The 12,493-nt window shown below is 70.8% G+C and carries 10 protein-coding genes; 5 read left to right on the top strand and 5 right to left on the bottom strand.

Going from position 1 to position 12,493, the window contains the following annotated elements:
- Window positions 1–6 precede the first annotated feature (6 nt).
- From AB0M26_RS12890 to AB0M26_RS12875, 4 genes are all read left to right on the top strand, one after another.
- Window positions 7–1,422, top strand: a complete 1,416-nt coding sequence (locus AB0M26_RS12890) for an ATP-binding protein (RefSeq protein WP_365258958.1) — start codon at window positions 7–9, stop codon at window positions 1,420–1,422.
- Window positions 1,419–2,105: a response regulator gene (locus tag AB0M26_RS12885; protein WP_365258955.1), complete on the top strand. Its 687-nt coding sequence runs from the start codon at window positions 1,419–1,421 to the stop codon at window positions 2,103–2,105. The genes AB0M26_RS12890 and AB0M26_RS12885 overlap by 4 nt, the downstream gene beginning before the upstream one ends.
- A 288-nt stretch (window positions 2,106–2,393) precedes the next feature.
- Entirely contained in the window at window positions 2,394–3,374 is a 981-nt protein-coding gene (locus tag AB0M26_RS12880) for a LysR substrate-binding domain-containing protein (RefSeq protein ID WP_365258952.1), read from the top strand.
- A gap of 614 nt (window positions 3,375–3,988) precedes the next feature.
- Complete coding sequence (locus AB0M26_RS12875) at window positions 3,989–4,669, top strand: triacylglycerol lipase (RefSeq protein ID WP_365258949.1); 681 nt, start codon at window positions 3,989–3,991, stop codon at window positions 4,667–4,669.
- Window positions 4,670–4,816: 147 nt separating this feature from the next.
- On the opposite strand, the gene AB0M26_RS12870 is transcribed toward AB0M26_RS12875, so the two are convergent.
- From AB0M26_RS12870 to AB0M26_RS12850, 5 genes are all read right to left on the bottom strand, one after another.
- On the bottom strand, window positions 4,817–7,201 hold the full coding sequence (locus AB0M26_RS12870; RefSeq protein ID WP_365258946.1) for an FtsX-like permease family protein: 2,385 nt from the start codon (window positions 7,199–7,201) through the stop codon (window positions 4,817–4,819).
- Window positions 7,198–7,884 carry an ABC transporter ATP-binding protein gene (locus tag AB0M26_RS12865; RefSeq protein ID WP_365258943.1) on the bottom strand — a complete coding sequence of 229 codons (687 nt, stop codon included), beginning with the start codon at window positions 7,882–7,884 and terminating at the stop codon, window positions 7,198–7,200. The genes AB0M26_RS12870 and AB0M26_RS12865 overlap by 4 nt, the downstream gene beginning before the upstream one ends.
- Window positions 7,881–8,405 carry a PadR family transcriptional regulator gene (locus AB0M26_RS12860; RefSeq protein WP_365258940.1) on the bottom strand — a complete coding sequence of 175 codons (525 nt, stop codon included), beginning with the start codon at window positions 8,403–8,405 and terminating at the stop codon, window positions 7,881–7,883. The genes AB0M26_RS12865 and AB0M26_RS12860 overlap by 4 nt, the downstream gene beginning before the upstream one ends.
- 286 nt (window positions 8,406–8,691) lie before the next feature.
- Entirely contained in the window at window positions 8,692–9,054 is a 363-nt protein-coding gene (locus AB0M26_RS12855; protein WP_365258937.1) for a hypothetical protein, read from the bottom strand.
- Window positions 9,055–9,064: 10 nt separating this feature from the next.
- Window positions 9,065–9,985: an SPFH domain-containing protein gene (locus tag AB0M26_RS12850; RefSeq protein WP_365258934.1), complete on the bottom strand. Its 921-nt coding sequence runs from the start codon at window positions 9,983–9,985 to the stop codon at window positions 9,065–9,067.
- A 229-nt stretch (window positions 9,986–10,214) separates the two neighbouring features.
- Here AB0M26_RS12850 and AB0M26_RS12845 point away from each other — a divergent pair, with 229 nt between their 5' ends.
- Entirely contained in the window at window positions 10,215–12,458 is a 2,244-nt protein-coding gene (locus AB0M26_RS12845) for a transglycosylase domain-containing protein (RefSeq protein WP_365258931.1), read from the top strand.
- The last annotated feature ends 35 nt before the right edge of the window (window positions 12,459–12,493 follow it).

Here is a 12,493-nt window from a genome sequence, read left to right as displayed (position 1 = left end):
TCAATCATGAAGGGGCGCATCTCACCGCTCGGCAGCAGTGGCACGCGCAGACCGAGCGCGGTCCGCCGACTGCTGGTGGCCGGTACAGCAGCAGCGGGGCTGGCGGTGCTCACGGCGGCGCTGGTGCCTGCCCGGGGCGAGCTATCGCTGGCAAGTATTGTCCTGATCTTCCTTGCGGCGGTGGTCGTGGTGGCCGCCACCGGCGGGGTGTGGGTGGCGCTGGCGGCCGCATTCGCCTCGGATGTGCTGGTCAACTTCTTCTTCGTCCCCCCGTTCCACACCCTGGACGTGGAGAACCGGGACCTTGTCATCACGCTGGTGGTGTATGTGGCGGTGGCGGTCACCGTCAGCGTCGCGGTCGATCTGGCAGCCCGGCAGCGGGCCGCCGCGGCCCGCAGTGGGGTCGAGGCCGCCCTGCTGGCCAAGATCACCGAAGCGCCCCTGCAGGGGCGTCCGTTGACCACGGTGCTGGAGCATGTCCGTGACACCTTCGGCATGACTGGTGCCGCCCTCTTGGAGGGCGACGAAGGCAGCGAGAAGGCGATGGCCGTCGTGGGCGAGTCGCCCTCGCCGCATCCTGCGCTCTCCGCGCCAGTCGGCCAGGGCCTGCGGCTGGTCGCTGACGGACCCGATGTCTTCGCCGCCGATCACCGTCTGCTGGCTCGGCTGGCCACGGCCGCTGCCCGCGCCCTTGAAGCCGAGCGCCTGGCTGTCGAGGCTGCCCGCGCTCGCGAGCTCGCCGAGATCGACAAGGTACGCGCTGCCCTGCTCGCCGCTGTGGGCCACGACCTGCGCACGCCCCTGGCCGGCATCAAGGCAGGGGTGTCCAGCCTGCGCGAACCCGACTTGGATCTCGCCCTGGGACAGCAGGCGGAACTGCTGGAGACCATCGACGCCGCGGCTGACAAGATGGGCGACCTGGTGGAGAACCTGCTCGCCCTTAGCCGCCTGCAGGCCGGAGGCCTGAGCGTGCACCCACGTCCCGTCACCCTGGACGAGGTGATCGCGGCCGCCCTCCTGCACACTCCCGCACCGCGCGGCCGGACGCCGGACCTGGAAATCGCCGACAACCTCCCTCTGGTCTTGGCCGACCCCGGTCTGCTGGAGCGAGTGATCGCCAACCTTGTCGCCAACGCCTTCCGTGCCAGCCCGCCCGACCGGCTGGTCCACCTGCATGCCAGGACCGCAGGCGAGAGGATCCAGCTACAGGTCATCGACCACGGCCCCGGCGTCCCCGCCGCCGACCGCGACCGCATCTTCGCCCCCTTCCAGCGCCTGGACGACCAGAGCACCACTCGCGGCCTGGGGCTGGGCCTGGCCATCGCGCGCGGCTTCACCGAAGCCATGGATGGCACGCTCATGGCCACCGACACCCCCGGCGGAGGCCTGACCATGACGCTCACCCTTCCGGCGGCACCATGACACGCCTCCTGGTCGTCGACGACGATCCCCACCTCCTGCGCGCACTGACCATCAGCCTGACCGCCCGCGGTTACACCACCACCACAGCACCGGACGCGACCACCGCCCTGAACGCCGCCGCCGGAAACCCGCCCGATCTGGCCGTGGTCGACCTCGGCCTGCCCGGCCTGGACGGCATCGCGGTCATCGAGGGCCTGCGTGGCTGGTCCACCGTCCCGATCATCGTCCTGTCCGCCCGCCACGACGAGACCGCGAAGATCAACGCCCTGGATGCCGGCGCCGACGACTACGTCACCAAACCCTTCGGCATGGGAGAACTCCTTGCCCGCATCCGCGCCGCTCTGCGCCGCGCCACCCCCGCGGAAGACCAGCCGGTGGTCACTACCGCCGCTTTCACCATCGACCTGGCCGCCAAACGCGTCACGACCCGCGACGGGGAGACCCGACTCACCCCCACGGAATGGCACTTGCTGGAAATCCTCGTCCGTCATCCCGGACGCCTGGTCACCCAGCGCCAGCTCCTGCACGAGGTATGGGGACCGCGATACGAGACAGAAACCAACTACCTGCGCGTCCACCTGGCCAACCTGCGCCGCAAACTCGAACCAGAACCCTCTACCCCCCGATACCTGATCACCGAACCCGGCATCGGCTACCGCTTCACGCCCGACACCCCAAGCTGACCGCATTCGATCCAGCCGGCCCGGGGTCCAACCCGTCGGCCTGCTGCGCTGGGCCAGTCCGCCACCAAGAGCGCGGCTGCTGCCGGAACCGCCAGCGGCACCGACTACCACCACCAGCGCGGACGACATCAACCACACGCCCGTACCCCCGTAGCTCCGCACCCTCGTGCACTCTTGCCGGCGCCGCAGCAGCCTCCCGGAGCTGGAGCCGCTGCGCGTGCGCCCCTGGGCCGCGGATTGATCACGGAAATCGGTAGACTTGTTGATGTTGATCGGAGGTGGTTATCAGTGGCCGTGGGTGGCGCGACCGGGCGAACCCCCGGGCGGACCGGGGGAGGCGTACGACAGCCGAGCCTCGCCCAGCTCCGCGCCTTCGCCGCGGTCGCCGAGCACCTCCACTTCCGCGACGCCGCAGCGGCCATCGGCATGAGCCAGCCCGCGCTCTCAGGAGCCGTCTCCGCACTGGAGGACGTGCTCGGGGTGCAGCTCCTGGAACGCACCACGCGCAAGGTGCTGCTCTCTCCGGCGGGGGAGCGGCTCGCTGGGCGCGCCCGTACCGTGCTGGACGCCGTGGGCGGGCTGCTGGAGGAGGCCGAGGCGGTGCGGGCGCCGTTCACCGGCGTGCTCAGGCTCGGCGTCATCCCGACCGTTGCGCCCTATCTGCTGCCGACCGTGCTGCGCACGGTCCGTGACCGCTACCCCGAGCTGGAGCTCCAGGTGCACGAGGAGCAGACCGGCTCGCTGCTCGTTGGGCTCGCGCACGGACGCCTGGACGTGCTGCTGCTCGCCGTGCCGCTCGGCGCGCCCGGAGTGACCGAACTCCCCCTGTTCGACGAGGACTTCGTGCTGGCGATGCCGGTGGACCACTGGCTCGCCGGGCGGGACGACATCCCGCGCGAGGCGCTGCGCGAACTCGACCTGCTGCTCCTGGACGAGGGGCACTGCCTGCGCGACCAGGCCCTCGACATCTGCCGGGAAGTGGGACGGGAGCAGAGCGCTCAGCTGGCCACGAGCGCGGCCGGACTCTCGACGCTGGTCCAGCTCGTCGCGGGTGGACTCGGGGTGACGCTGCTGCCGCGCACGGCGCTGCGTGTCGAGACCTCGGGCAACGACCGCCTGGCCACCGGTTCCTTCGCCGACCCCGCCCCGTCGCGCCGCATAGCCTTGGCCATGCGCTCAGGGGCCGCGCGGGCGGACGAGTTCGGAATGCTCGCCGCCGGGCTGCGCGAGGCGCTCCGGCCGCTGCCCGTGCAGATCTGCGGGGCGTAGGGGGCTGATCCGGCAAGGCCTGGCCTGTCGAGTCCGGTCCGGTCCGTCCAGCCCCGTCGGTAAGGCCCGGCCCGTCGAGTCCCGCCCGTCCAGCCCCGTCGGTAAGGCCCGGCCCGTCGAGTCCCGCCCGTCGAGCCCTGTCCGGTAAGGCCCCGTCCGGGTAAGGCCCCGTCCGGGTAAGGCTCGACCCGTCGAGACCGGTCCGGCAGCCGAGGCAGCCGTGGACGCCTCTCGGCCGTGGGGGCTTCCGGCCGGAGGGGCATCCGGCCGTACGGACGTTCCGGTCCGTACGGCTTCCGAGTCCGCGCGGCACTCCGGCGTACGGGCGCCGCTGTCCGCGCACTCCTCCGCGCCTCTCCGCGGGCTTCGCGCACAGCGCTCGCGCCGCTCCATCGCAGGGGCGTCATCAGGCCCTGTTACGCGCCAAGTTGAGTATCGCTACTCCTTGTTAAGGCATGGCCATCAATTGAGAGTAACCAGTGTCACACCGGCCCGCTCGGGACGCGGACCGGTGTGGCCGACGGCAAACGGGGACGGGTCCGGACCGACCGCCGCCCGCGTCCGGTGTGCGCCGTCAGCCTCCTGTTGCACTCCGAGCAGACATGGAGCCGCCCATGCGCATCAGCGGACGCACCCTTTCCACCCTGGCCGCGGCACTCGCCCTGGTCTTGACCCCGCTGGTCGCCGCACCGCCGGCGCAAGCGGACGAACCGGACCCCGTGCTCTTCGTGCACGGCTACAAGGGCGGTGCATGGAACTGGTTCGACATGAAGAGCGACTTCGAGGACGCCGGCTACCCGGCCGACCGGCTGGAGGCCATGTCGTACAACCCCTTCCAGTCCAACGTCACCACCGCCGAGCAGATCCGCAACGAGGTCGACGCCCTGCGCGCCCGCACCGGTGCGGAGAAGGTCGACATCGTGACCCACTCGATGGGCGGCCTCGGGTCCCGCTACTACATCAAGTTCCTCGGGGGCGATCAGTACGTCGACGACTGGGTCTCCCTGGGGGGTCCGAACCACGGCACCGGCATCGCCGGGGTCTGCTCGTGGGCCATCACGTCCTGCAAGGAGATGAAGGCGGACAGCACCTTCCTGGCCGAGCTGAACGCCGGGGACGAGACCCCGGGGGACGTCAACTACGGGACTTTCTGGTCGCATTGCGACGAGCTCATCAACCCGGACGAGAGCACCCTGCTCGACGGAGCCTCCAACACGGACGTCGGATGCGTCGAGCACGCCTGGTTGCTCGTGAGCGACCATGTCTCCCAGGTGACACGGGACTTCGTACGCTGAACCGCCCGGCTCGTACGGGCGCCCCAGGCGTTCATGGGCGCTCGTACCCGCCGTATGGCTCCTGATCGGGTCCGGCAACACGGAGTGCGTCCCCCGCCGCTGGGAGGTGCCGCGGCGGGGGACGCGTTCGTCGTCCGGCTCGGGGGGCTACTCGGTGCGCAGGCCGTCCGGGCGCATCATCCGCCAGAGGGGCGGCATGCTGACGAGGGTGACCAGCAGGATCACCGCCGCCCCGAAAGCCGTCATCGTGCCGAGGCTCGACCAGTCGACGGCCACCGGCTCGTTGACCAGCTTCAGCAGCACCGCCCCCAGCGCGACCCCGCCTGCGACCGACAGGCCGAGGCCCAGGGCGACCGGTACGGCCGTCTGCCAGAAGACCGACCAGCCGACGGTCGGGCGGCGCGTCCCGAAGGCCACCAGGACGGACAACAGCCGCTTGCGCTCGCGCAGTTGCTCAAGCATCGACACGATCATGCTTGCCCCGATCAGCACCAGCGTCGCGGTCGCCCCGATGAACAGTCCGCGCCTGATGGTGGCGAAGTCGTTGCCCACGGCGGTTTCGCTGAGCCTCATCACATTGCTCGCCGTGGAGATCGCGGCAGCGGTGTTGCGGACGTACTCAGCGGCCTCCGGTTCGTCGGGGTCGAGCCGCACCAGGATGGTCGCCGATGCCTCGCGCAACTTCCCGACGTCCACGGCGGAGGGAGTGGCGAAGATGCCCGATGGCGGGTATCCGAGCGGCCCCACCCTGGCCTCCACCACAGGGGCGGAGGCGGGGATCCTCCATGGCTCCGGCTTTCCGGACGCGGACAACCGGCCCGTGAGATCCACCGTCATGCCCGGCTCGGCGAAACCGAAGTCCTCCTCCTGCGGCGTGACGAAGACGTCCCCGTCCCGGCACGCGGAGATGCGCAGAAGGCGCCGCAGAACCCAGCAGTCCGCAACGGTGATCTCGTCGGAGCGGGCCTCGGCGTTCTTCGGCTTACGGGCCTCCGAGACCTGACCGCGGACTTCCGGGGAGGCCCCCTTCACCCCACGGGTGTCGCGGATCCGGTCGAAGACCCGGTCCGCCTCCTCCCGGCTGTCGGCCGAGGTGGACACCTGTATCTGGGCCCAGCTCGTGTCCTGGCCGGTGGCCATGGTGTTGTTGGACTCGGCGCTTGCGAAGAGCATCTGGATCGCGATCGCGCCGGCGACGGCGATGGTGATGCCGCTGACCGCACGGGACGCCGTACCACTGCTGAGCTGGAGCCTGCGGGTCGCGAGCTGCCAGGGCAGCGGGCCCCCGGTGAACCGGTTGACGACGGCTTCCACGAGCCAGGGCAGTACGGCCGTGACCCCGATGAGCAATAGCACTGCCCCCGCGGCGACTTGGTACGTCTCCAGGTCACCGCTCCCGGTGAAGCCGCCCACCTTCGGAAGCAGCAGGGCCAGCCCGAGCGCGGGAATCGCCAGCCGCCACCACAACCGCCGGGGGCGCGTCGAGGCGATGCGTACGACACCCAGCGGCTCGATGGTGACGCCGCGGAGCGCGAACAAGGTGACCAGCACCGCCGAGACGGGAACCGCGACGGCAATCAGCAGCGCCAGGGACAGGGCGGGCGTCACGTCCGAGGGGAAGACGGTCATGTCCCAGAGCGACACCGAGCCGGCGAACTGCCGCGCCACCAGGAACACAGCACATCCCACGGCCAGTCCGGCGACGGAGGCGACCATCGCCTCGCCGGCGGCGATCCGGCGGACCATCCGGGCGTCCGCCCCGACCAGCCGGAGCGCGGCCAGGCGCCGGTCCCGCCGCTCACCGCCGAAGCGCACCGCGGTCGCGATGAAGATCGCCACGGGCAGCAGCAGGACGACACAGGCGATGATGACGAGCAGCAGCAGTTCGGGCGGGAGCGGGTCGGTGGCGTCCGGCCTTCCGAAGTGGTCGATGCGATAGACCCGGTCCGTCGACGGCTGTTTCGCCGCGCCCTGGTAGTAGAGCAGTTCACCGGGCCCGCTCAGCCCTTCTTTGCCGATGGTTCCGGTGATGCGGTCGGGCAGCCGCTCCCGCAGCAGCTTGCCCTCGGACGAGTTCAGGAGGTCGGCCAGCGCGGGGGAGACCGTCATTTCCCCCTGGCCCGGGAACTCCGAGATCCCCGGCGGCATGGGCGCGTTGGGGCCTTCCGGGTGGATGGCCATCCCGAGGACGTCCTTGTCGTGGAAGGTGGTGGTGAGGTCGAGGACCTGGAGCGTGTCCGGGCCCGGCTTGATTTCCTCTCCCCAGCCGCTGACCGTGGAGCGGGCATCCGTACGGGCGTCCCGGGCGGCGATCATGGACGGGACGGCGGTCGCCGTCAGCAACAGCGTGACGCCCAGGCCGACGCCTATCGCGGTGAGCAGGGTGCGCGCCCAGCTCTCGCGCCCTCCCGTGAGCGCGAACCGGGCCCCCATCGCGAGGTCGCCGGCCCAGCGGGCGAAGCCCGCGCGGGCAGGCGCGTCGCCCGGGGCGGTGCGCGTGCCGGCCGGGGGGCCGGTCAGGGTGCCGCTCATCCGACGGCCGCCATGTCCCGCGCCCGCCCGTCCCGTACGACGACCTCGCGGTCGGAGTACGCGGCGACGCGTGCCTCGTGGGTGACGAGCACGACCGCGGCGCGGGTGGTCCTCGCCGCATCGGTGAGGAGCTGCATCACGCGCTCGCCGTTGAGGGAGTCCAGGGCGCCGGTCGGCTCGTCCGCGAACAGCACGCTCGGCTCCGTGACCAGCGCGCGTGCGACCGCGACCCGCTGGCCCTGACCACCGGAGACCTCGCCGGGGCGCTTGGCGCGCACATCGTCGACCTCCAGACGCTCCAGCCAGGCCAGCGCACGGGCCTCGGCCTGCTTGCGCTTCGTGCCGTTCAGCCGGAGAGGCAGGGCGACGTTCTCCACGCACGTCAGCTCGGGGACGAGCTGGCCGAACTGGAAGACGAAGCCGAACTCGCCGCGGCGCAGTGCGCTCCGCTCGGCGTCCGAGAGCGCCGTCAGCTCACGGCCGCGGAACTGGACCGCGCCCGAGTCGGGCCGGACGATCCCGGCCAGGCAGTGCAGGAGCGTCGACTTGCCCGAGCCGGAGGGGCCCATGACGGCGACGACCTCGCCCGGGTGGATATGGAAGTCCGCGCCGTCGAGGGCGGGGGTCGGGCCGTACGCCTTGTGCAGGGCGGAGGCGGAGAGCAGGGCACCGGTGGGGGTCACGAGCGGACCTCCTTCGCGAGCTGGTCGAGTCGGGCGGCGGTCAGCTCGAGCCATCTGAGGTCCGCTTCGAGATGGAAGAGCGCGTGGTCGCAGATGAGCTGGTCGGCGATGTCGCCGGAGGACTTGCGGCGGGTCAGCTCCCGCATGAGCCGCAGATGTTCGGACCGCTGGGAGTCCAGCAGATCCGCGGCGCTGCGGCCGGTCAGAAGGGCGAGTACGACCTTGGTGTAGAGGGTGCTCTGCAGATACGGCTCGGGCTTCTCGGGCTGCGCGAGCCACTGCTCGACATCGGTGATCCCGGCGTCGGTGATCGCGTACCGCTTCCGCTCGGGGCCGCCGCCTGGCTCGATCCCGTCGACTTCGACGAGTCCGTTCTTCAGTAGGCGCGACATGGTCGAGTAGACCTGCCCGTAGTGCAGCGGGCGATCGTGACCGAAGCGCTCGTCGAAGGCGCGCTTCAGGTCGTAACCGTGGCGGGGGCCGGACTCCAGGAGCCCGAGCAGGGTGTGGCCGATGGACATGGCGGCGACTCTACACCATGCGTATACGCGAGGTGTATAGACGTACTGAATGGCCTTTTCTCGCAGGTCAGGGCGGTGCGGTGGTGATGTTGGGGCGTTCGGGCCGTGGCCGGGGAGTGCGCGCCGCTCGGCGGAGTCCGGGGGCGGAGGCCGGGCGGTGGGAGGCCGGTCTGTGGGCGGAGGTCCGGTCCCCTCGGCCGGTTCCCATCACCCGACGCGGCCCCGATGACCGCGGCCCCCGTCATCGCTGCCGGTCCAGCGCTGCCCGGTCCAGCGCTGCCCGGAGTCAGTCCGGCCGCGGCCCGGCTTCCCGCTCCCCGCCCGCCTCAGCCGTGCGCCGTTCCCCACCCGCCTCAGCCGCGCGCCGTTCCCCGCCTGCCTCCACCGTACGGCCGGTGGCCCTCGGCGGACGGCCGCGCCGCGGCATCGGCCCGGCCGTGCGGGGCAGGCGGCCGGTCTCCGCCAGCGCCCGCCGCAGCAGGTACTCGATCTGGGCGTTGGCGCTGCGCAGTTCCGCCTCCGCCCAGCGCGCGATCGCGTCGTGCACGGCCGGGTCCAGCCGCAGCAGCACCTGCTTTCGCTGCTGCGGCCGCCGCTTCCGGTGCCCGTCGCCGCCCCCCGTGTCGCGGGGGACTTCCTCGTCCGTCACTGGACGTCCGTCACTGGTAGAGCGTGCCCGTGTTCAGGACGGGCTGGGCGGCCCGGTCTCCGCACAGCACCACCATCAGATTGCCGACCATCGCGGCCTTGCGCTCCTCGTCGAGTTCCACCAGCTCGTGCTCGGCCATCCGGGCCAGCGCCGCCTCCACCATCCCGACCGCGCCGTCCACGATCTGGCGCCGGGCGGCCACGACCGCGCCCGCCTGCTGCCGCTGGAGCATCGCCGAGGCGATCTCGGGCGCGTACGCGAGGTGCGTGAAGCGCGACTCCACGATCCGCACGCCGGCGGCCTCGACGCGGGCGGCCAGTTCGGCGGCGAGCTTCTCTGTGATCTCCTCGGCGTTGCCGCGCAGCGAGAGGCCGTCCTCCTCGTGGGCGTCGTAGGGGTACTCGATCGCGATGTGCCGGACGGCCGCCTCGGTCTGGGTGGAGACGAACTCCAGGAAGTCGTCCACCTCGAAGACGGCCTGGGCGGTGTCCTCGACCCGCCAGACGACGACGGCGGCGAGCTCGATCGGATTGCCGTACGCGTCGTTGACCTTCAGGACGGGGGTCTCGTGGTTGCGGACCCGCGTGGAGATCTTTTCGCGGGAGGTCAGCGGGTTCACCCAGCGCAGGCCGTCGTTGCGGATGGTCCCCACGTAGCGCCCGAAGAGCTGGACCACGCGGGCCTCGCCCGGAGCCACCATGTTCAGGCCGCACATGGCGAAGATCGCGGTGATGCCGATCACCACCCCGAGGAGGATCAGCGGTACGCCGACCGCGGCGGGGCCGTCGCTGGACACGGCGGCGCCGCCGATGACCGTACCGGCCCCGACGAGCAGTCCTATCAGCCCCAGCAGCAGGGCGAGCCCGCCTCCGATGTCGTGCGCGGCGACCTCGCGGACCTGTGGCTTCGGCATCTGCGGTGCGTCGGACATGGTGTCCCCCCGTCTCGTGTCGTGCGGCGCGGCCACTCCGCGTCCTCTATCAAAGTGATAGCACATTATGCGGATGAGGCAACCCTCCGGGCGGTTCACATGTCAGTTCCATGTAGGTGGGTGCTGATTGTCACGTCCCGAAAAACCGAGATCGATTGATGTTTCACCCGAGTTGCGGTGTTAGCGTCGTTGGGTTTGCGGGGGCGACGGAACTGGAGCATGGGCGGAAATGGGACGAGCTGACGCGCGTCGGGCGCGGGGACGCGGCGCACGCCGCGCGAGGTCCAAGAGCGGTATACGCCGCTTCTTCACCTGGCGGAAGCTGCTCGGCGGCTTCCTCGCCGTGTGCGCCCTCTTCATCGGCGCCTTCATTGCGCTGTACCTCTACGTCGACGTCCCCGGAGCCAACGCCCAGGCGCAGCTCCAGAGCAACACCTACCGGTACAGCGACGGGACGGTCATCGCCCGCGAGGGCCAGGTCAACCGCGAGTCGGTCAGGCTGACCAGGGTGCCGCGCGACGTCCAGCACGCCTTCGTCGCCGCCGAGAACAAGTCCTTCTACAGCGACAGCGGTGTCGACCTGAAGGGGACCGCCCGCGGCCTGCTCAACACCGTCACCGGCAAGGGCAAGCAGGGCGGCTCCACGATCACCCAGCAGTACGTCAAGAACTACTTCCTGACGCAGGAGCAGACGGTCACCCGCAAGGCCAAGGAGCTGATCATCTCGCTCAAGGTCGACCGGGAGAAGACCAAGGACGAGATCCTCGAGGGCTACCTCAACACCAGCTACTTCGGGCGCGGCGCATACGGCATACAGGCCGCCGCCCGCGCCTACTACGGCGTCGACTCCCAGGACCTGTCGGTCGGTCAGGGCGCGTATCTCGCCGCCCTGCTCCAGGCCCCGACCCAGTACGACTGGACCAATGCCAAGTCCGACGGAACCGCCCGCACCCGGGTCCTCCAGCGGTGGAACTACGTCCTGGACAACATGGCGGAGATGGACTGGATCGACCCGGGCAAGCGCGACGGCCTGAAGTTCCCCGAGCCGATCGCCCCCAAGCCCGCCCCCGGCCTGCAGGGCCAGGCCGGCTATCTCGTGCGGGCCGCGAAGGCCGAACTGCTCGCCTCCGGAGTCGACGAGCAGGAACTCGAGGCGGGGGGCGGGTGGGACATCACCCTGAGCATCGACCGGAAGAAGCAGCGCGCCCTGGAGAAGGCAGTGAAGACCCGGCTCCTGGCGGACCTCGACCCCAAGGAGCGGAAGGTCGACCGGCACGTCCAGCCCGGGGCCGCGTCCGTCGACCCCAGGACGGGCCGGGTGCTCGCGCTCTACGGCGGCCGGGACTTCGTCAAGCACCAGATCAGCAACGCCACCCGCCGCGACTACCAGGCCGCTTCGACCTTCAAGCCGCTCGTCCTCGCATCGGCCCTGCAGAACGGCGCCAAGACCCAGGACGGCAGGCCCATCGCGGCGAACACGATCTACGACGGCACGAGCAAACGCCCCGTCAAGGGCAGCCCCACCCCGTTCGCCCCGCCGAACGAGGACAACCGGAGCTACGGCCAGGTGACGGTCCAGCGGGCCATGAACAACTCCATCAACTCCGTGTTCGCGCAGATGGGTGTCGACGTCGGTCTCCAGGAGGTCAAGGACACCGCCGTCGGGCTCGGCATGTACGAGAAGGCGGGCGGCTTCGTCGTACGTCCCTCCATGTCGCTGGGTGTCATGGGCGCGAGCCCGCTCGACATGGCGGGCGTCTACGCGACGCTCGACAACCACGGCCAGAAGGTCACCCCGCGGCTGGTGAAGTCCGCAGAGCGCGGCGAGCAGAAGGCCGAACTGCCGGAGCCCGAGAAGGAACAAGTCGTCGAGCGGACGACCGCGGACAGCGTCACGTCCGTGCTCACGGGTGTCGTCGAGGACGGTACGGGTGCGGCCGCGCGGTCGGCCGGGCTGGAGATCGCGGGCAAGACCGGTACGTCGGACGACAACAAATCCGCCTGGTTCACCGGCTATACCCCGGACATGGTGACTTCCGTGGGCCTGTTCGGCGAGGACCCGGAGAACGGCCGGCACGTCACCCTCAGCGGCACGGCCGGCGGCGGTCGCGTCAACGGTGGTGGCTATCCGGCAGAAATCTGGGCCGCGTACACCAAGAGCGCGCTACAGGGAAAGGACCCCGCGGAGTTCGATCTGGACACCGACCAGGGCGCGGCGATCACCCCCGCGCCCACCGGCTCCTCCGGCACGGCCGACCCCGACCCGGACCCCACGCCCACCCCCTCGGACGGGACGGCGAGCCCGGACGAGCCGTCGCCCAGCACCTCCACGCCGGACGACCCTTCGCCGAGCGTTCCCTCGAGTTCGCCGCCGGAGAGCTCACGCCCGCCCAAGCCGAGCCCCCGTCCGACGGAACCGCCGGGTCCGGGCGACGACGACGATCCGCAGCCTCTGTCCCCGCGGCGGGAGTGACGGACCGGAGCGCCCCGGGCCGGGACGGCCCCGGG

Origin of the sequence: Streptomyces sp. NPDC051776 (assembly GCF_040681345.1) — a bacterium.
Taxonomy (GTDB): domain Bacteria; phylum Actinomycetota; class Actinomycetes; order Streptomycetales; family Streptomycetaceae; genus Streptomyces.
The sequence above is the reverse complement of the archived record's forward strand: the minus strand, read 5'-3'. Positions and strand labels throughout refer to the sequence as shown.

Bases quoted from the DNA above. Each gene is read 5' to 3' on its own strand.
- AB0M26_RS12890 (WP_365258958.1), top strand. From the start codon at position 7: ATGAAGGGGCGCATCTCACCGCTCGGCAGCAGTGGCACGCGCAGACCG.
- AB0M26_RS12885 (WP_365258955.1), top strand. From the start codon at position 1,419: ATGACACGCCTCCTGGTCGTCGACGACGATCCCCACCTCCTGCGCGCA.
- AB0M26_RS12875 (WP_365258949.1), top strand. From the start codon at position 3,989: ATGCGCATCAGCGGACGCACCCTTTCCACCCTGGCCGCGGCACTCGCC.
- AB0M26_RS12870 (WP_365258946.1), bottom strand. From the start codon at position 7,201: ATGAGCGGCACCCTGACCGGCCCCCCGGCCGGCACGCGCACCGCCCCG.
- AB0M26_RS12860 (WP_365258940.1), bottom strand. From the start codon at position 8,405: ATGTCCATCGGCCACACCCTGCTCGGGCTCCTGGAGTCCGGCCCCCGC.
- AB0M26_RS12850 (WP_365258934.1), bottom strand. From the start codon at position 9,985: ATGTCCGACGCACCGCAGATGCCGAAGCCACAGGTCCGCGAGGTCGCC.
- AB0M26_RS12845 (WP_365258931.1), top strand. From the start codon at position 10,215: ATGGGACGAGCTGACGCGCGTCGGGCGCGGGGACGCGGCGCACGCCGC.